The 18,953-nt window shown below is 68.7% G+C and carries 13 protein-coding genes; 8 read left to right on the top strand and 5 right to left on the bottom strand.

The window, feature by feature from the left end; all coding sequences use genetic code 11:
* Positions 1-161 precede the first annotated feature (161 nt).
* A complete protein-coding gene (locus Q0379_RS23245) occupies positions 162-782 on the bottom strand; it encodes a TIGR02466 family protein (RefSeq protein ID WP_299017426.1) in 621 nt (206 codons plus the stop codon).
* A gap of 110 nt (positions 783-892) precedes the next feature.
* Here Q0379_RS23245 and Q0379_RS23250 point away from each other — a divergent pair, with 110 nt between their 5' ends.
* Together Q0379_RS23250 and Q0379_RS23255 are read left to right on the top strand one after the other, a co-directional pair.
* Positions 893-1,807 carry a hypothetical protein gene (locus Q0379_RS23250; RefSeq protein WP_299017429.1) on the top strand — a complete coding sequence of 305 codons (915 nt, stop codon included), beginning with the start codon at positions 893-895 and terminating at the stop codon, positions 1,805-1,807.
* Positions 1,804-1,959, top strand: coding sequence for a hypothetical protein (locus tag Q0379_RS23255; RefSeq protein ID WP_299017432.1), 156 nt, complete (start codon positions 1,804-1,806; stop codon positions 1,957-1,959). The genes Q0379_RS23250 and Q0379_RS23255 overlap by 4 nt, the downstream gene beginning before the upstream one ends.
* Before the next feature lie 175 nt (positions 1,960-2,134).
* On the opposite strand, the gene Q0379_RS23260 is transcribed toward Q0379_RS23255, so the two are convergent.
* Positions 2,135-3,805, bottom strand: coding sequence for a hemerythrin domain-containing protein (locus Q0379_RS23260; RefSeq protein ID WP_299017434.1), 1,671 nt, complete (start codon positions 3,803-3,805; stop codon positions 2,135-2,137).
* A gap of 227 nt (positions 3,806-4,032) precedes the next feature.
* Between Q0379_RS23260 and uvrC the strand changes: the two genes are divergently transcribed.
* Entirely contained in the window at positions 4,033-5,949 is a 1,917-nt protein-coding gene (uvrC, locus tag Q0379_RS23265) for an excinuclease ABC subunit UvrC (protein WP_299017513.1), read from the top strand.
* Between the two features lie 172 nt (positions 5,950-6,121).
* Here uvrC and Q0379_RS23270 read toward each other — a convergent pair whose 3' ends face one another.
* Complete coding sequence (locus Q0379_RS23270; RefSeq protein ID WP_299017437.1) at positions 6,122-7,282, bottom strand: heparan-alpha-glucosaminide N-acetyltransferase domain-containing protein; 1,161 nt, start codon at positions 7,280-7,282, stop codon at positions 6,122-6,124.
* 50 nt (positions 7,283-7,332) lie between these two features.
* On the opposite strand from Q0379_RS23270, the gene Q0379_RS23275 reads away from it, so the two are divergent.
* Complete coding sequence (locus tag Q0379_RS23275; protein WP_299017440.1) at positions 7,333-9,396, top strand: TonB-dependent siderophore receptor; 2,064 nt, start codon at positions 7,333-7,335, stop codon at positions 9,394-9,396.
* 44 nt (positions 9,397-9,440) lie between these two features.
* Here the strand turns inward: Q0379_RS23275 and Q0379_RS23280 are convergent, their stop codons facing one another.
* Entirely contained in the window at positions 9,441-14,210 is a 4,770-nt protein-coding gene (locus Q0379_RS23280) for a M10 family metallopeptidase C-terminal domain-containing protein (protein ID WP_299017443.1), read from the bottom strand.
* A 161-nt stretch (positions 14,211-14,371) separates the two neighbouring features.
* Here Q0379_RS23280 and Q0379_RS23285 point away from each other — a divergent pair, with 161 nt between their 5' ends.
* The 3 genes from Q0379_RS23285 to Q0379_RS23295 are packed head-to-tail and all read left to right on the top strand — an operon-like array spanning position 14,372 to position 16,052.
* Positions 14,372-14,557: a hypothetical protein gene (locus Q0379_RS23285; RefSeq protein ID WP_299017447.1), complete on the top strand. Its 186-nt coding sequence runs from the start codon at positions 14,372-14,374 to the stop codon at positions 14,555-14,557.
* A 50-nt stretch (positions 14,558-14,607) separates the two neighbouring features.
* Positions 14,608-15,627, top strand: a complete 1,020-nt coding sequence (locus tag Q0379_RS23290) for a glycosyltransferase family 2 protein (protein WP_299017452.1) — start codon at positions 14,608-14,610, stop codon at positions 15,625-15,627.
* The gene (locus Q0379_RS23295) at positions 15,624-16,052 is read left to right on the top strand and encodes a GtrA family protein (RefSeq protein WP_299017455.1); all 429 of its coding nucleotides are present in this window, start codon (positions 15,624-15,626) and stop codon (positions 16,050-16,052) included. Before Q0379_RS23290 ends, Q0379_RS23295 begins: the two co-directional genes overlap by 4 nt.
* Here Q0379_RS23295 and Q0379_RS23300 read toward each other — a convergent pair.
* The gene (locus Q0379_RS23300) at positions 16,049-18,202 is read right to left on the bottom strand and encodes a DUF6311 domain-containing protein (RefSeq protein ID WP_299017458.1); all 2,154 of its coding nucleotides are present in this window, start codon (positions 18,200-18,202) and stop codon (positions 16,049-16,051) included. The genes Q0379_RS23295 and Q0379_RS23300 overlap by 4 nt on opposite strands.
* Positions 18,203-18,368: 166 nt before the next feature.
* Here Q0379_RS23300 and Q0379_RS23305 point away from each other — a divergent pair, with 166 nt between their 5' ends.
* The gene (locus tag Q0379_RS23305; protein ID WP_299017460.1) at positions 18,369-18,908 is read left to right on the top strand and encodes a hypothetical protein; all 540 of its coding nucleotides are present in this window, start codon (positions 18,369-18,371) and stop codon (positions 18,906-18,908) included.
* Positions 18,909-18,953 lie beyond the last annotated feature (45 nt).

The raw sequence follows: 18,953 nt of genomic DNA on the forward strand, positions 1-18,953 counted from the left end.
CCGACCTCCCCGGCGAATGCCGGGGCCCAGATTCATCCGGAGCGGCTGGGGATGACGCGCCAGCACCCGTCGCCAGCCGGATCGTCACTCGTGCGTTCGATCTGGATCCCGGCATTCGCCGGGAAGATCGGAGGGAGGAGCGCTGGAGAAACCGAAGCCGCCTACCGCCAGGCGTAGTTGAAGCTGACACTGATCCGCTGCTCGTCGGCCTGGTTCGGCGTCACCTCGTGGCGCAGCCAGCTTTCCCACATCAGGATCGTCCCCGGCGCCGGCTGGACGTAGACGAAAGGCTGCAGGCTCTCGGGCGCGTCGGCCAGGCGGTTGGGCGCGGCCATCATCATCGGCAGGCGCGGATCCTCGAACTTCAGGGCCGAGGCGCCCGGCGGGATGGTCACATAGATCGTGCCGGAGATGACGCTGTGCGGGTGGATGTGGCCGGTGTGCTGGCCGCCCGGCTCCAGGATGTTGATCCAGAAGCTGTCCATGACCAGCTTGCCGGCGCCCAGGTCGAAGCAGAGCTCCTTGGCGAAGGCCGCCGCGTGCTTGTCGAGCTTCTTCTTCAGGTCCGCGAACAGGCTGTCGCGCTGCGGCAGGTCGTTCAGCGACGCGTAGGAGGTGTAGCCCAGATAGCCCTTGTTATAGGCCCAGGCCTGGCCGGCCTCGTCCTCCTCGGCGATGGCGACGCAGGCGTCGTGCAGGTCGTCGATGAAGGCCTCGAAGCCCTTCTCGCCGGCGAGACTGGCTTGATAGATCGGGGTGGCGAAGAGGCTGCGCGTGGTCATGGAGGCGGCGTAGGCCACATGACCCAGGGTGTCAAAAACACTTGATGGTTGTTTCTTTTAAAAGTTAGTGCAACAGTGGAATATCGGTGTTCTTCCAAAGGGGGCGAAGAATGCGTATCACCACGATGCGAGCCATGGCCTTGCTGATGGCCGCCGGCCTGGGCGGTTGCGCCGGTGGCTTCAAGGGTTCGCCTGACACGACGATCGACGCGGCCGCGGTTTCGGCCTGTCCGGTGACCGCCAAGGGCGCCGCGCCGACGCGCGCCAACTACGACAAGGAAACCGCCGACCCCAAGCGCGCCGCCGCGCGAAACGCCTTCATCGACAGCTGCGTGGCGGCGATCGACACCAGCTATGGCGTATTCGCCCAGGGCCTTTCCACCGACCAGAAGACCTTCGCCGTCGGCTCCGACATCGCGACCTCCGGCCTCGCGGCGGCGGCGACCCTGGCCAAGAGCGCGCGAACCAAGACGCACCTGACCACCTATGCCAGCGTGGTCCTGGGGCTGCGCGGCAGCGTCGACAGGGAGCTCTTCCTCAGCAAGACCCTGCCGGTGCTGGTCACCCAGATGGACGCTTCCCGCACCGTGGTCATGGCCCGCATCGTCGAGGGCAAGACGCGCGCGGACGCCGACTATTCCCTGGACGCGGCGCTGTCGGACCTGAAGGCCTACTATGCCGCCGGCACCTTGAACGGCGCCCTGGCCCAGGTCGCCAACGACGCCGGCGTCAAGAACGACGTCGCCCAAAAGCAGATCGCGAGCGTCAAGATGGTGCGCTACGCCACCGACGCCTCGCACAAGGCCCTTTTCAACTATCTGCTGCCGGACAAGCTGCACATCGACCCCAAGCACCGCGACATTCTGCTTGAGTGCGCCAAGGGGGTCATCGGCCCAGCCCCGACATTGAACGACCTCTACGGCGCCGTGATGGACGGTGAGAATAAGCTCAGCGGCGACCAGCGGACGGCGCTGGTCGGCTGCGCCAAAAGCAAAGATCCCAACTTCGACAAGGTGACCCAATGACCGACCCAGTCCCCGGTGGCCTGAACGGCTATACAAATGTGCCCAAAGACGAGGTGCCAGGCGTTGTGGCGATGCTGCTGGACCTCAAGGCCAAGCACATTGACATCGCTATCGACGGCGACGAGACCTACTCTGTAACGCCCAGCGCCTGACGCGATCGAAGGTTCATCGCCCGGTGGTTACCCTTTGCCAGCGCGATTGACGCGGTTCCGGCTCGGGCGGGCCATACGCATGGCGAAGACGAACTGGCCGTCGCCCCCGTTGCGCGACGACGCGCCCGCGGCTGGAGCCACGAGCGCGACGCTACGACATCGCTAGAAGTGTAATCTAGCGCCGGTCTTCCCACCCCCGTCGGGCCGCCTCGGCATGGCCTTCGCTGTCGCCGAACCAGCCGCCCTGGCCTCGGCCGCGACCACCACCGCCGCCGCTGCTCCGGCCGCGACCGCCGCGATCGTCATCGTCGTCACGCCCGCCGCGCGAGCGATAGCCGCTGTCGCGGTCTTCCCAGCCCTTGCGGGCCGCATCGGAATGGCCCCGGCTGTCGCCGAACCAGCCGCCCTGCCCGCGGTCGCCACGGTCATCGTCGTCACGGCCGCCGCGCGAGCGGTAGCCGCCGTCGCGGTCTTCCCACCCCCTGCGAGCGGCTTCGGAATGGCCCCGGCTGTCGCCGAACCAGCCGCCTTGTCCGCGACCGCCGCGGTCATCGTCGTCGCGACCGCCGCGCGAGCGGTAGCCGCCGCGATCGTCGTCGCTGGTGAAGCGGCCGTATTCGTCGCGGTCATTGCCGCGCGAGCGGTAGCCGCCGCCGCGGTCGTCCTCGTCCCAGCCGCGACGGGCGGCGCGAGAATGGCCCTCGCTGTCGCCGAACCAGCCGCCCTGGCCGCGGCCACCGCCGCCACTGCCGCTCCGACCACCGCGTCCGCCGCGATCGTCGTCCTCGCTCATGAAGCGACCGTTGTCGTCGCGCTCTCGATCATTGCCGCCGCGCGAGCGGTAGCCGCGATCGTCATCGTCGTCGCGGAAGCTGCGGGACTCGCCGCCGCCACGCGATTCCCAGCCCCGGCGCGAGGCTTCGGAGTGGCCCTGGGAATCGCCGTACCAGCCGCGACCATCATTGTCGTCGCGTCCGCCGCGCGAGCGGTAGCCGCCCCGATCATCGTCCTGGCCGCCGCGCGACCGTCCCCGGTCGTCGCTGGTGAAGCGGCCTTGTTCGTCGCGGTCTCGACCGCCTTGCTGTCTGGCCATGTATTCCTCCTGTGGTTGGCCTTCGGAGAGTTCGGAAAGGTCAAGCGACACCAGGGCGGTGGGCCACGGGGCCCCTTGGCGCTGGGTCAGCTCGTCCTTGCGCCGGCGCAGCTCGCGCCCCAACGCCTGGGTGTCGACGCCCGCCGCCTTGGCCTTGGCGAAGATGCCCGAACCGGCCTTCTCCTCCTCGGCCACGTGATGCCGGACCTGTTCGGCCAGCACCTTCAGCTTGGCGTCGCGATAGGGATCGCTGTCGTCGCTGTCCAAGAGGTCGGCGATCAGCACCTTGGCGCCGTCGTGCTCGACCTGGGCCTCGTTCAGCGGCTCCTCGTCGGAGGCGGCCTCGCGGCAGGCGGGATAGAAGATCTCCTCCTCCAGCCGCGTGTGCAGGATCAGCTCGCCGCAGATCTCCTCGATCAACGCGCTCTTGCGATCCGACGAGGCGGACTCGTATTCCTTGAACAGGGCGTCGACCTTGCGGTGATCGGCCTTCAGCAGCTCGATCCCGTCGGTGGCGTTCTGGCCTGTCGCATTCTGGCCGGTCGAGGCTTGAGCGCTCTGCCCGCCGCTCTGTTGGCTCTCGCCAGCCTTGCTCGCGTTTGAAGCGCCGGATTGGGAGCCGCCCGACGATGACCCGCTCGCCTGGGTTCCGGCGATGTCGGCGGTCTTCTTGTCCTCGGTTTTCTTGCCGTTGTCGGCGGCTGCGGCGGCGGTCGTCGCCGAGGCCGATTGGGTCTCTTCCTGCTTGGCCATGGGGCCTCCCCGGTCTTGATGAAACCCGGGATCGCTCTCTGGTCGGCCAGCGCGCCGGGTCACGGCAAGAACGGGAGGCCGGCGCGCGCCGCTCCTTGTCTTATCAAATGTAATATATTGAAAACGCTACAATAAATCGCGCCTCAGCTTGCCGCGAAAGCGTCGCTGGTAGCGCTGCTGACACCGGATGTCAGGCCCGGAGATCGCCCGAACGCGCGGACTCGCCTATATGTCGGGGCGTGACTGACACGACGACCGACACCCCCTCTTCCCCCCGCCTGACCGGCGCCGCCCTGATCAAGGACGAGGTCACGCGCCTGCCCGACGCGCCCGGCGTCTACCGCATGATCGGCGAGGCCGACGAGGTCCTGTACGTCGGCAAGGCCAAGAGCCTGAAGAAGCGGGTGATCCAGTACGCGCAAGGGCGCTTCCACACCAACCGCATCGCCCACATGGTCGACGCGACGCGGGCCATGGAGTTCGTCACCACCCGCACCGAAGCCGACGCCCTGCTGCTCGAGATCAACCTGATCAAGTCGCTGAAGCCGCGCTTCAACGTGCTGCTGCGCGACGACAAGAGCTTCCCCGAGATCGTCATCCGCCGCGACCACGACGCGCCGCAACTCCGGAAACATCGCGGGGCCCACACGATCAAGGGCGACTATTTCGGCCCGTTCGCCAGCGCCTGGGCGGTGAACCGCACGCTGAACACCCTGCAGAAGGCCTTCCTGCTCCGCTCGTGCAGCGACAGCGTCTACGAGACGCGCGACCGACCCTGCATGCTGCACCAGATCAAGCGCTGCGCGGCCCCCTGCACCGGCCTGATCGGCAAGGACGACTACCAGGCGCTGGTCGACCAGGCCGAGGCTTTCTTGAGAGGCAAGTCCCGCGCGGTGATCGCCTCGATGGCCAAGCAGATGGAAGAGGCCGCCGAGGACCTGGAGTTCGAACGCGCCGCGCGCCTGCGCGATCGGATCCGCGCCCTCTCCAGCGTCGCCCAGGAGACCCAGATCAACCCCGAGACCGTCGAGGAGGCCGATGTCGTGGCCCTGCACGTCGAGGGCGGCCAAGCCTGCGTGCAGGTGTTCTTCTTCCGCGCCGGGCAGAACTGGGGCAACCGCGCCTACTTCCCCCGCATCACCGGCGCGGCGGACGAGTCCGAGGAAGAGGGCGTCACCGAGGAGCAGCGGATCATCACCGCCTTCCTGGGCCAGTTCTACGACGACAAGCCGATCCCGCGCCTGATCCTGACCAATGTCCAGCCGGCTGAGGCCGACCTGCTGTCCGAGGCCTTCGCGCTTAAGAGCGGCCGCAAGGTCGAGATCAGCGTCCCCAAGCGCGGCGAGAAGACCGATCTCGTTTCCCACGCCCTGACCAACGCCAAGGAGGCCCTGGGCCGCAAGATGGCGGAGGGCTCGGCCCAGACCAAGCTGCTGGCCGGCGTCTGCGAGGCCTTCAAGCTGGAGGCCCCGCCCGAGCGGATCGAGGTCTACGACAACAGCCACATCCAGGGCACCAACGCCGTCGGCGGCATGATCGTGGCCGGCCCGGAAGGCTTCATGAAGGGCCAGTATCGCAAGTTCAACATCCGCTCGACCGAGCTCACCCCCGGCGACGACTACGGCATGATGAAGGAGGTGCTACGCCGCCGCTTCGCTCGCCTGGTCAAGGAGGAGGAGGAAGGCGACAGCGACAATCGCCCCGACCTGGTCCTCGTGGACGGCGGCAAGGGCCAGCTGGACGCGGCGCTGGAGATCATGGCCGACCTCGGCGTCGACGACATCGCCGTCGTCGGCGTCGCCAAGGGTCCGGACCGCGACGCGGGCCTCGAGCGCTTCTTCCTGCCCGGCCAGCCGCCCTTCATGCTCGAGCCCAAGTCGCCGGTGCTCTACTACCTGCAGCGCCTGCGCGACGAAGCCCACCGCTTCGCCATCGGCGCCCACCGCACCCGCCGCAGCATGGACCTGAAGAAGAACCCGCTGGACGAGATCGAAGGCGTCGGTCCGGGCCGCAAGAAGGCCCTGCTCCACGCGTTCGGCTCCGCGAAGGGTGTCAGCCGGGCGAGCGTCGAGGACCTGGTCAAGGTCGAGGGCGTGAGCCAGGCCCTGGCGGAGCGGATCTTTGGGTTCTTCCGCAAGGGGTGAAGGACAAACCCAGCCTCCAAAACCCATCGTCATTCCCGCCCTTGTGGCGGGAACCCCTGGTTCAACTGACACGTGAAGCGAAAGCGGACTGCTAAGCAGTCCGCCCCTATCGCACCTGCGGCGGACCGAGAGGTTCCCGCCACAAGGGCGGGAATGACGGTGGTAAGGGGCGCTACAGATACTTCATCCACCACCGCCCGCTGCGGCGCTTCAGGTCGCCGAACCAGTGGCTCGCCAAGCCGCACGGAACCGCCACCACCGCCGCCAATAGCCAGATCGACGCCACGTTGGGGACGCTGAAGGCCTCGCCGTGGTTGGGGCCGAGGACGGCTAGCGCGCCGAGGTTCAGCAGGTTCAGGCTGTAGATGTGGACGAGATAGAAGAACAGCGGCGCGCCGCCGAAGGCGACGAGCACGGCGGTCAGCCGCTCGGGCGCGCGCTCCAGGGCCGCCAGCAGGATCGCGCCGACGCTCAGGGTCAGTAGCAGGAAATCGGCCGAGGGCGGGTACTTGGTGAGGTTCAGCACGCTCATGACCGTCAGCAGCGGCGTGGCGCCCGGGCTCCAGGGCGTAGGGTCGCCGTAGAGGTTGATCGCGCGCAGGACCGCCAGCAGCGCCAGCGCCCCTGCCGCCAGGACCCGCAGCCGCCGCCGACGCGCCTCGGCCTCCAGCTTGAACCACGGCCCGATCGCATAGCCGAGCGCCGCGACGCCGATCCATGGGAGGATCGGGTATGAGGTCCGCGCCTGGCCGCCCCACGGCAGGTCGATCAAACCCCGGTCGTGCAGGATCGCCCAGAGCACGTGCCCCGGCGCGCCCTTGGGAATGGTGATCGGGTCCAGCAGGTTGTGGCCCAGCAAGATCACGAGGCCGACGGCGATCAGGGCGGGGCGCGGTAGGCGGACCAGGGCCGCCAGCGCGATCATCGACAGGCCGATGGCCCAGATCACCTGCAGATAGACGAGTTTAGGCGTCAGCGAGAACGTCCAGCCGAAGTTCACCAGGGTGACTTCCAGCGCCACCAGGAACAGGCCCCGCTTGAACAGGAAGCCGGCCGCCGCCCCGGCCCCGCCCGCCTTCTGGCCGTATAGCCAGGCCGACACGCCGGTCAGGGCCACGAACACCGGCGCGCACAGGTGCGCCGATAGCCGCGTGAAGAACAGCGACGGCGACGTCGTCGACAGGTCCATCGGGTCGGAGACCTGGGCGTGGATGAAGAAGGCCTCGCGTGTGTGGTCCACCAGCATCAGCAGCATGACGAAGCCTCTGAGGGCGTCGATCGAGGCGATGCGGCGGGTGGCGGCGATGGGGGAAGCGAGAGGCGTTGACAGCATGGCCCCGCTCGCTTAGCCGATACTTTATAACATTACAACGGAGCCTTGAGTTGCCTCTGCTTTCCAGCTGCGCCGCCGCCTGCCTGCTCGCGACCGCGGGCGCCGACGCCGCCGCCCCGCCTCCCGAGAGCGCCGTCGACGAGATCGTCATCCTGGGCCGCCGCGCCGATCCGGCCGACCTGACCCTGGGCGCGGGTGCGGTGACCCAGCGCATGTCGCCGTCCAGCCGCTCGGTCGAGCACGACCTGATCGAGGCCGTCGGCGCCACGCGCCTGGCCGACGTGCTGGAGCTGGTCAGCGGCGTCAGCCAGCAGAACAACCGCGGCGGGGTGATGGACAACTTCGCCATCCGCGGCTTCCTGGGCACGCCCGACGGCGGGGCCGAGTACTATGTCGACGGCTTCCTGGCCAACCGAGGCCTGGCCCCGCCCCGCGATCCGGCCGTGGCCGAGCGCGTCGAGCTGCTGAAGGGTCCGGCCGGCGCCCTGTTCGGCGACATCGACCCGGCGGGCCGCGTCAACATCGTCTCCAAGACCCCGACCTTCACCCGCAAGCTCGAGGCGGCCGCGACGGTCGGCTCGTTCGGCCTGCGTCGGGGCGAGCTCGACATCGGCGGGCCTCTGGGTCAGACGCTCGCCGCCCGCCTGGTCGTGGCGCGCGAGCATTCGGACGGCTGGCGCGACTATGTGAAGATGGACCGCGCGACGGTCGCCCCGTCGCTGACCTGGCGCCCCAGCGACCGGACGCGCCTGACCTATGTCGGCGAATGGACCCGCTTCGACACGCCGTTCGACCGGGGCCAGCCGGCGGTGAACGGGAACGCGACCGCCCTGCCCGCCTCGCGCTTCTTCGGCGAGCCCGGCGACGGCGTGACCCGCTTCAGCAACCTGCGCCACCAGCTGACCGGCGAGACCCAGCTCAGCGGCGACTGGCGGCTGAACGGGGGCCTGGCCTGGCGCGAGGGCTCGCTGAAGGGCTTCTCCAGCGACCAGTCGCGGCTGGTCGGCGACACCCTGTGGCGCCAGCGTCGGCAGCGCGACTACTCGGTCACCGACATCTCGGCGCGGATGGAGCTGTCCGGAAGGATCGACAGCCCGCTGGGCGTTCACCGGCCGACGATCGGCCTGAAGGCCTACAGCCTCGACTATCACGAGGGCCTGATGCGGCGAAATCCCACCGCCACGGCCAACTACGGGATCAACATCAATAACCCCGTCTACGGCGGCCAGGCGCTGGCCCTGCTGCCGTTCACCGACAACCGCGAGACCCGCAGCGTCACGACGCTCTATGTCGAGGACCTGTGGGAGGTCACCGACCGGCTCAGCCTGACCGGCGGCCTGCGCTATGACGACTATGTCCAGAAGATCCGCAACCGCCGCACCGGGATCGCCGGCAAGGCGACGGGCCAGCCGCTCGACTACCGTCTCGCGGGCCGCTACCGCCTGACCGACGCCTGGGCGCTGCACGGCAGCTATGGCCAGTCGTTCGTGCTGAACTCGGGCCTGGGCCGCACCGGCGCCGGCTTCGCGCCCGAGCGCGGCAAGGGCGGTGAGCTGGGCGTCTCGGGCCACTGGAAGGGCGTTGACCTCGGGATCACCGCCTTCGACATCACCAAGCGGAACATCCTGGCCAACGACCCGGTGGACTCCAACTACCTGGCGCCCGTCGGTCGGCTGAAGAGCAAGGGCGTCGAGGGCGACCTGTCGGCCAGCCTGGGCGAGGCCTGGCGGGTGGTCGTCAACTACGCCTACACCCACGCCCGCGCCGACGACACGGCCTTCCCCACCGACGCGGTGCTGGACGTGCCCAAACACTCGGGCGGTGCCTATCTGATCGGGCGCTTCCCGACGGGACGCGGAACGGAGTGGTCGGTGACCGCCGGCGCGGCCTATGTCGGCGACCGGGCCGGCGCGATCGACGCCAGCGGCCTGCGGCTGCCCGCCTACTGGAAGGCCAAGGCGGCGGTCGACTATGGCCTGACCCCGAACGTGACCCTGCGGGCCGAGGTCGACAACCTGTTCGACGAGCGCTACGCGGCCAGCTCCTACAGCCCGGTCTGGGTCTATCCGGGCGCGCCGCGGGCCTTCAAGGCGTCGTTGCGGGTGGCGATGTAGAGCAAGGGCGCGCGAGGCTTCCGCCATCGCGCGCCCCTCCATCCCTACACCAGGTCCCAAGCTGGCGCCGCCGCTGACGCGCTGGCGCCGGCGGTGATGGCGCCGACGACGTAGTCCTCGAGCGCGGCGTAGTACTTGCCGACGTGGAAGCTGGTCCCGACGCTGAGGACGTAGCCGGCCATGGCCGCCTTGGCGCCCAGATCGTCGCCGCCGAGGGCGCGGAAGTAGGCCTCCTGGCTCTGGATGTAGCGCAGGGCGGCGGCGACATCGACGCCGGCGCCTTGGGCTTCGCTGGCGCCGATGATCTCGCCATAGGCCTTGGTCACCGCGTCGGCGAAGGTCAGGCCGCCGTACTTGGTCTCGAAGCCGGCGCGGCCTTCGCCGACCTTGCCCAGGTTGACCGCGAAGTTGATGTAGCGGTTCTCGACCGTGAACCGGGCGTAGTAGCCGTCGGTCAGGTCGTTGGGATTGTCGGCGGAGTCGATCAGCCAGGTCATGCCGGCGCGCGACGGCGTCACCCCGGCGAAGAACTTGTAGGCGTCGTGAGCGACGCCCGTGGTCGGGGCCACGGCCAGGGTCAGGCGCTGCTCGAACACGGCCTGAGAAATCGCCCCCGCCTTGAAGGCGGCGAGCGCGGCGTCGATGTCGGACTGGACCTTGGCCGCGGTGCTCGGGGCCGCGGAGCCGTCCGGGAGGGTGATCGTGGCGCTGGCGGTCTTGGACGAGCCGGGCGTGATCGTCAGGCCGCCCAACGCCAGGGCCACGAAGGCGCTGGCGGGCCGGGCGGTAAGATCGACCAGGGTGGGGGCCGGCGTCGGCTCGGGCTCGGGCTCGGGCTCGGGCTCGGGCGTCAGGGCGTCGGCGGCGATTGTCACGGTCCGCGCACCCGCCGCGCTGACATTGCCGAGGGCGTCCGAAGCGGTGACCGAGATGGTCTTGGCGCCCGCGCCCAGGGCGTCGATGTCGGCCTGGGTGACCGCGTAGGTCCAGGTGGTTCCGCTGACGCTGGCGGTCTTGGCGACGCCGCCGATCGTCAGGGCCACGGTCGCGCCGGCCTCGATCGCGCCAGAGAGGGTCAGGCCCGAAACCTCGCCGCCGCTGATCGTGTCGTCGCCGGCCACGACCGCGATGGTCGGAGCGGCCGGCGCGGTGTTGTCGATCGTGACGCTCTGGCCCGCGGCGAAGCCCCCCGAGATCGCGTTGCCGGCCTGATCGGCGATGCCCGTGCCCGCCCCCTTGAGATCCAGACGCACGGTCCCGTCGCCGCTGACCGAACCTAGGGTGACCGTGTAGGTCGTCCCCGAACCGCTGACGCCCGTGACCGCGCCGGCGGCGGTCCCCGTGGCGGTCACGACGAAGTCGCTGACGTCGACGCCGGTCACCGCCTCGCCGAAGGTCACGGTGAACGATTGGCTGGTCGCCTTGCTGACGCCGGCCCCGACGCGGTCGATCGACTGGACCGCGGGCGCGACGCCGTCGACCTTGACGTTGGCCAGGCCCGGGACGCTGACGCCGGTCAGCGCGGCGTCGTTGCCGCCGGCGTCCTTCAGCGTCCCGCCGTTCAGGACGATCGACGAGGCCAAGGTCACGCCGTCCGTGTCGGCGTTTCCGGCTTGGACGGTGTAGCGGAAGACCAGCACGCTGGTCCCCGATCCGCTGACATAGGTCGCGTCCAAGGTCCCGCCGGTGTCGAGGGTCAGGGCCAGCTTGGGCGCTCCGGAGACCGTCACCGCCTCGCTGAAATTGACCGTGAAGTCCAGGGCGTCGCCGACCTTGTAGGTGGCCGCTGACGGGCCCGAGGTCGAGCTGACGGTCGGCCCCGCGGTGTCGACCCGCACGTTGGCGGTCGAGCCGACGCTGTTTAGCGTAAGGTTGGCGTCGTTGCCGGCCCGATCCTTCAGCGTCCCGCCGTTCAGCCCCAGGGCGCCGACCGTGATCCCGTCCGCATCCGCGTCGCCGCTCTGAACGGTGTAGCGGAACACCAGGGTCGAGCTTCCCGAGCTGCTGACATAGTCGGCCTGGCGGATGGTCGAACCCACGGTCAGGGCCAGCTGCGGCGTCCCGGTGACGGTGACCGCCTCGTCCAGCGCGACGGCGAACTCCAGCGTATCCCCGACCTTGTAGGCGCCGGCCGCCGGGACCGAGACCGAGGTGACGACGGGCGGCGCCATGTCGACCCGCGCGCTGGACGCGCCGGTGGCGGTCAGCGAGGCGGCGTTGCCGGCCTGGTCCGTCAGCGTCCCGCCGTTCAGCGTCAGGCCGCTGGCGCCGACGCCGCTGGGGGCGTGGTCGCCGGCCTGGATCGTGTAGCGGAAGGTCAGCGTGGTCCCGCCCGAGCCGGAGACATAATCCGCCTGGCGCGTGGTCGAGCCGACCGTCAGCGCCAGCTGAGGCGTTCCCGTGACGGTGACCCGCTCCGAGAAGTCGAGGCTGAACGTCAGCGTCTCGCCGGTCCTGTAGTATCCCGCGTCGGGAACATAGACCGAGTTGGCGAAGGGTCTCACGGCGTCGACCAGCACCGACGAGGTCGCGCCGACGCTGTTCAGGGTCAGGCTGGCGTTATTGCCCGCCGCGTCCTTCACCGTCCCACTGTTCAGGCCCAAGGCGCCGATGGTGATCCCGTCGGCGTCCGTCTCGCCGCTCTGGAGGGTGTAGCGGAAGACCAGGGCCGAGGTCCCCGAGCCGCTGACATAGTCGGCCTGGCGCGTGGTCGAGCCGACGGTCAGGGCCAGCTGCGGCGTTCCGGTGACGTTGACCGCCTCATCGAAATTGACCGTGAAGGTCAGCGCATCGCCGGCCTTGTAGGTGGCGTTGGTCGGGACCGAGACCGAACTGACGACGGGCGCGACGCCGTCGACCATCACGCCGCCGCCCGGGCTGACATAGTTCAGCGTCAAGTCGGCGGCGTTGCCGGCCACGTCCTTCAGCGTGGCGTTATCCTCCCACAGCATGCCGACGGTGACGCTACTGGCGCTGTCGCCGCTCTGGACGGTGTAGCGGAAGACGAGCGCCGTGCTTCCCGAGCCGCTGACATAGTCGACCTGCCGAACCATCGAGCCGATCGCCACGGAAAGCTTCGGCGTCCCGGTGACGATGACCGCCTCGTTGAAACTGACCGTGAAGTCCAGCGTGTCGCCGGGCTTGTAGGTCGTGGGATACGGCGTCGAGACCGAGGTGACGACCGGCCCCGCCCCATCAACCCACACCCTCGCCATCGAGGCCACGTTGTTGAGGGTCAGGCTGGCGTCGTGGCCGCCGGCGTCCTGCAGCGTCCCGCCGTTCAGGCTCAGCGCGTTGACCGACAGCCCGTCGGTGTCGAGATCGTCGCTCTGGACGACATAGGTGAAATCGAGCGAGCTGCTTCCCGATCCGCTGGCGTAGTTGGCGTAGCGGGTGGTCGAACCGATGGTCAGCGCCAGCTGCGGCGCGCCTGTGACGGTGACCGCCTCATGGAAGGTGACGCTGAAGTGGAGGACAGCGCCAGCCGCGTTCCAGCCGGCGGCCGATGTCACCGACATCACCTGCGGACCGGCGGAGTCGGGGATGTAGCGGATCGTCTGCCCGCTGACCACGAACTCGGAGAGGAGGAAGGCGTCTTCGAAGTAGATGCTCAAGTCCGCGCCGGGCGTCGCGTCCAGCCCGACGTACAGCATGGTGACAATGCCGTTGGTCCAATGAGAGACCTGGCCGGTGGTCAGGCCGCTATTGCTCTGAGCGATGACCCCGCCCGCCACGACATCGCGCAGCTTGATCACGTCGCCTTGTTGGAGATCATAGATGTCCTTGCTGCCGCCGGCCCCGTCGGAAAAGTCGAAGGTGTCGTTTCCAGCCCCGCCGATCAGGAAGTCGTTCCCCGCGCCGGGCTTCAAGACGTCGTCGCCGCCGCCGCCGCGCAGTTGGTTGGCGGACGCGTTGCCGATGATGGTGTCATTGCCCGACCCGCCATAGGCGTTCTCGATCACTGTGCCGCTGAGGGGCATGACGATATTGCCCGGCGGCTTGACCGACGGATTGCCGTTTTCCAGCACGGCGTACTGGCGACCCAGGTCCGTCCAGCCGCCCGGACGCAGGTCGATAGTCAGGTTGGTCGAATAGGACCCAAAATCGAAGGTGTCACTGCCGCTGACGTCGACCAGCGGCCGGAGGACGACATCGGAAGACGGATTGAAGAAATAGGTCGTATCGGCGCTCGAGCCGCCATTCTGGCCATAGAGATACTGGATCGCGGCGATGTCGTTCGCCATCGGCTGCTGCGGATAGCTGCCCCAGGCGACCGTGCCGAGACCCGCGCCCGCGTGGCTGAACTGGCTCATCACCGAGTCGTAGACATACACCGCGTCCGAGGACGGGAAGCCGCTGGCGCTGGCGCTGGGCGCCTTCAGTCCCAGGGCCTCTCCGATCACCTGAAGCGCCGCGAAATAGCCGAAGGTCCCCGGAGACGAGAGATCGCCGCCGCTCACGCCAGCGCCCAGCTGGATGTCGCCGGCCCGCTCCGAATTATCGAGAGGCTCGGCGATCTGGGCGGTGGGGTTGCTCGCCGCGCGATACCAATAGATCGAGATGTCCGCCGTCTTCGGGTCGGACACTTCGCTGAAGGTCAGCCCGCTGACCTCCGCCCATCGCGACAGCACGGCCTTGAACGCCGTCTTTTCGCTCGCCGATAGCCCCGCGAAATCCGTGGCGCTCACCGCGTAGCCGAGGTCCGAAGAGGCGGCCGGGAACGCGATCGTCAGATTGGCGCTGGCCCACTTCTGCCCGGAGAGCAGTTGATCGATCGCGCTCGTCCCGCTCTGTGAAACCGTGGTCGTGCTCATGGGGACTCCGCTCGTCGAGGCGCTCTACTTTTGAGAGACCTCGTCGGAACCGGGTCGCGCGGAGTCAAGCGCCCGTCCCCGGCGCCAGGCGACTCTGAGACGCCGGGTTATTTTTCTGAGACGCGTTGTCTATCCAGAGGTTTGCGCCCTCGGGCGGACGCTTGACCGCCATCACCCGGCTTGACGAGCTCATCACAACCTTAGGTATAGAAGCATTCATGCGCGGTATGCCGTTCGCGGCCTTGACCGCTCTGTCGTCCGTCGCCGGGATCGCGAACGCCACGGTTCCGCCCCCGCCCGCCGTCCCCGACGCCGCGATCCCGCCGGAGCACGACGACGACTTCTGAGCGCGCGCCTGCCTCTCGCTCTCCGCGCGCAAGCTCGCTAAACCATCGGGATGGTCTCAGCCCACGCTCCCGTCCAGGACAACGCCCCGGCCGCCGTCGCCCCGCTCCGCTCGCGGGCGGGCAAGCGGCTGTCGATCGTCGCGCCGTGCTTCAACGAGCAGGCGGTGCTGGACCTGTTCTTCGGGCGGATCGAGGAGGAGCTTTCCAAGCTAGGCCTCGGCTACGAGATCGTCTGCGTCAACGACGGCAGCCGCGACCACACCCTGGCGGTGCTGCTGGCCCACCATCAGCGCAACCCGCGCATCAAGGTCATCAACCTGGCCCGCAACTTCGGCAAGGAGACGGCGATGTCGGCGGGGCTGGACGCCACGACCGGCGACATGGTCGTGCCGATCGACGTCGACCTGCAGGATCCGCCCGAGCTGATCAGCCGCTTCGTCGAGGCCTGGGAGAACGGCGCGGACGTCGCCTATGGCGTCCGTGTCGACCGCAAGGCCGACACCCCGCTGAAGCGCTTCACGGCCCAGGGCTTCTACCGCGCCTTCAACCGGCTGTCGGACGTCGACCTGCCCTACAACGCCGGCGACTTCCGGCTGATGGACAAGCGGGTGGTCGAGGTGCTGCGCCAGCTGCCCGAACGCAATCGGTTCATGAAGGGGCTGTTCGCCTGGGTCGGCTTCCGCCAGGAGGCGATCCCCTACGCCCGGCCCGAGCGCGCGGCCGGGACCAGCTCGTGGCGCTACTGGAAGCTCTGGAACTTCGCCCTGGACGGCATCACTTCGTTCAGCACCGCGCCGATCCGGGTGTGGAGCTATGTCGGCGTCGCGGCGGGGGTGCTGGCCGTTCTGGCGGCGGCGGGGCTGGTGGTCCGCACCCTGCTGTGGGGCCGCGACGTGCCCGGCTATCCGTCGCTGATGGTGGTGATCCTGATGAGTTTCGGCCTGCAGATGCTGGCCATCGGCTCGCTGGGCGAATACGTGGCCCGCATCTATCAGGAGGTGAAGGGCCGGCCGCTGTACGTGGTCATGGACCGCTACGGCTTCGAGCCAAAAGAGGACGCGGCCGCTTGAGCGCGCTGCTGACGCCGGCGCGGCGCGATTTCCTGCTCTCGGCCCTGCGCTATGGCCTGGCCGGCGTGATCAACACCCTGGTCGGCTTCTCGATCATCGTGGCCCTGGACGTAGGCCTGCATCTGCCCGCGCACCTGGCCAACGCCATCGGCTATGCGATCGGGATCTGCGTCAGCTTCGCCCTGAGCAAGCTCTTCGTGTTCCGCGCCCGCCGCCCCGCCCGCTCGGCGCCGGTCCGCTATGTGATCGCTGTGGCCAGCGCCTTCGCCCTGAACCAGGGCGTCCTGACCCTGGCCAAGGCGGTGCTGCCGCACGGCGCGCTCTGGAGCGTGGCGGCCCAAGGCGCCGCGGCGGTCAGCTACACCGCCGCCCTGTTCCTGTTGAGCCACTTCTGGGTCTTCGCCCACCAGGGCGAGGAGGCCTAGCGCAACAGCGTGATCGTCTGCACCGCGATGCCCAGCATCCGGGGATCATTCTGGCTGACCCGCGCGTCGGGCAGATCAAAGGTGAAGGTTACGGTCTCACCCGGCTTGGCGACCTCGGCGGGAACCGTGAAACGGTAGCTGTTGAAGGTCGACACCTCGACCTCGTGCGAGCCCAGCGCCCGATCGTCGGCATAGAGCGTCACGCGTTGGGGGCGCGACGGCTGATCGGTGAAGCCGATGGCGACGACATCGATCATCGCCCCGCTCGCGCCCAGGTCGGCGGGCATGTCCAGCTGGAACTGAGCCTTGCGAGCGTTGGTCCAGATGCCCTTGCCGCCGGGGTCCAGCGTGGACCAGCCCGCACCCAGGGCCGGCGATTTCGGCGGCTGGTCCAGATGGATCGACGAAATGGGCGCGCGCGTGACGCCCAGCTCTCCAGCCGCCACGGGCGTCAGCCCCTCGATCCCCGCGAGATCGCGGCCGCACATGACGCCGCGAGCGAAGCGATAGCAGTCGGTTCGCTGGGCGACCGCCTGCAGGAAGCCGCCCTCCAGCTTGCCGTCGGACAGCACGATGGTCATCCGCCGGTCGCCCGGCGCGGCGTCCTTGGCCACCTCCGGATCGACGAAGTCGCACGGCAGGGGATCATTGCTCCGCGCCGTGGCGTAGGTGTTCAGCGTTCCGCCCGTGCGGATCGCGACGAACGCCATCTGGCTGATCACCCGCAGATCGCCGGGATTGGGGCTGCAGAAGTAGGTCGGACGGAAAACCCACGGCCGGTTGCGCACCGCGGGGCTCGTCAACAGGCCGGGCGGGACGGCGACGGTGTCCGGCGCGGCGAAAACAGCGCGCACGCCCTGGCGAAGCGGACTGGTGTCATAGGCCTGGACCACCAGAGCGCCGCCTAGCAGGGCCAAGGCGAGCGGGCGACGCAGGCGCGCAACCTGGCTGATGGCGATCGCCGTCAGCAGGTATCCTGGCGCCCAGAAAAAGCGTCCGTGGGCGCGGAAGCCGCCGATGATCTCAGCGACCTTGCCCTTGGGCTTGGGAACGTCGAACAGGTGCCAGTAGCCGGCGTAGACGACCCAGCCGATGGCCCACGCCGTCAGCGCCAGCATCGCCAGGGTCAGCGGCGTCCAGCGAGCCCAGAAGCCGGCCCCGGCTCGCGGAGCCGCGGGCTTGACCACGCGCCCCAGCGCCACGACAAGCAGAAGAAGGACGCCCACGCCCAGGAACTGGAAGCCTTCGAAATACTGGCCGGTCGGCGCCAGCGTTCCGGCGAACCAGCCGCCGTTCCAGTGCTGACCAAAGATGTTCGAGGCCTGGGGCCAGATCGGGGCCAGGGCGTTCATCGAATAGACGCCCAGGGCGTCGGCGCCGCCGGTGGGGCCCGAACCCTCGCCATAACCCAGGATCAGGGCCGGAACGCCGACCGCCGCCAGCACCGCGACGGCGGCCAGCGGGACGCGGGTCCACGCCCACTCGCGGCGCTGCAGCAGCTCGGCCAGCAGCGCCGCGCCGAAACAGGCCCCGACCGGGACGAGGTGATAGGCATGGACGCCCGTGGCCAGCGCGGCCAGGGCCGAGAAGCCTCCCACCCGCTTCCAGGTGAGGCCCAGCCGCGCCGACGAAACGGTCAGCGCCAGCGAGAACAGGATCAGCCAGTGGCCGCACAGGGCGATGTGGCCGAACTGGCGGGCGATCCAGGCCGGAAACAGCAGGGCCATCAGGCCGCCGATCGCCAACGGGAGCCTGTCGGTCACCCCTAGCGCCCGCAGCAGGGCGACCATGCCCCACGCCTGCAGCGGGTAGGACAGCATCAGGAAGACGCCCAGCGGGTTGAGGTAGGGCCCCAGGCCCGAGGCCTTCAGCAGGACGGAGAGCCAGGGGATGCTGTCGGTGAAGACGATCGACACCGGCTTGGCCAGAAGGCCCGAGACCATGGTGATCGGGAAGGTCCAGGGCTGCCGGACATAGGCCTGATAGGCCCCTGTCATGGCGATCATGTCGCTCTTTGGATTGCTCCAAAATTTCGCCGAGGCCACCGGAATGTCAAAGCCGAACATGAAGCCGCAAAGCAGGATCGGAACGATCGTCACGACGGCGGCGAACAGCACCTGCTCGCGGGACACGGACTTCAGCGAACGCATGGATTCCCTCTGGAGACAGAGAGGCTGCATAGCATCCAGGGCGGCTGTGAACACCCCGCCCCGCGCCCGCAGGTTGCGGCGGGGCGCGAGAAAACTACACTCGTAATTAGTTTATAGTTGTAATTTACAAATCCCTCGCCAAGCTGCGCGCATGGAGGGCGACGCGATGGCGATCAGGGATTTCGGAACACGCGGGGTCAGGCGGTCGTGGACGCCGCTGATCCTGTCGGCCGTCGCGGTCGTCGGCACGCTCGGCGCCTTTGCGTTCACGGTGGCTGACCTCGTCCGGTTCGAGCGGGACAACGGCGTCAAGCGACAGCCCACGTCCGCCCAGCGGACCCGCTACGCGCCGATCGCCCGCGCCGAATGGCGGCAGGTCCGGGCGAACCTGGAGGCGCGTCTGAACCAGCGCGGTCCGCTGGAGCTGGGCGCGGTCTGGGCCACCCGCGCCGGCCAGGTCTGCGGTCTGGTCAACGGCCGGGGCAGCTTCGGCGGCCTCACGGCCATGGCTCGCTTTTACACGGTGGGTCAGCGGCCGGTGTTCCACCGCGACGTCGAGCACGTCGCCTTCCAGAAGGCCTGGTTCGAGTGCCGCCGCGACCAATACGTGATGCTGCACGAGGGCGCGATGGAGCCCGGCTTCTGCGGCACCGAGCTGGGCAAGCGGCGATGCTTCAAGGTGAAGAACGGGGTGCGGGTGGAGTGAGGGAGACAATAGATCCTCCCCCGCGCCGCGGGGGAGGTGGCCCGG

The organism is uncultured Caulobacter sp. (assembly GCF_937900395.1).
GTDB lineage: Bacteria > Pseudomonadota > Alphaproteobacteria > Caulobacterales > Caulobacteraceae > Caulobacter.

Excerpts from the sequence above, each read along its gene's own strand:
- Q0379_RS23245 (WP_299017426.1), bottom strand. The coding sequence starts at position 782 with ATGACCACGCGCAGCCTCTTCGCCACCCCGATCTATCAAGCCAGTCTC.
- Q0379_RS23250 (WP_299017429.1), top strand. The coding sequence starts at position 893 with ATGCGTATCACCACGATGCGAGCCATGGCCTTGCTGATGGCCGCCGGC.
- Q0379_RS23255 (WP_299017432.1), top strand. The coding sequence starts at position 1,804 with ATGACCGACCCAGTCCCCGGTGGCCTGAACGGCTATACAAATGTGCCC.
- Q0379_RS23260 (WP_299017434.1), bottom strand. The coding sequence starts at position 3,805 with ATGGCCAAGCAGGAAGAGACCCAATCGGCCTCGGCGACGACCGCCGCC.
- Q0379_RS23270 (WP_299017437.1), bottom strand. The coding sequence starts at position 7,282 with ATGCTGTCAACGCCTCTCGCTTCCCCCATCGCCGCCACCCGCCGCATC.
- Q0379_RS23280 (WP_299017443.1), bottom strand. The coding sequence starts at position 14,210 with ATGAGCACGACCACGGTTTCACAGAGCGGGACGAGCGCGATCGATCAA.
- Q0379_RS23290 (WP_299017452.1), top strand. The coding sequence starts at position 14,608 with ATGGTCTCAGCCCACGCTCCCGTCCAGGACAACGCCCCGGCCGCCGTC.
- Q0379_RS23300 (WP_299017458.1), bottom strand. The coding sequence starts at position 18,202 with ATGCGTTCGCTGAAGTCCGTGTCCCGCGAGCAGGTGCTGTTCGCCGCC.
- Q0379_RS23305 (WP_299017460.1), top strand. The coding sequence starts at position 18,369 with ATGGCGATCAGGGATTTCGGAACACGCGGGGTCAGGCGGTCGTGGACG.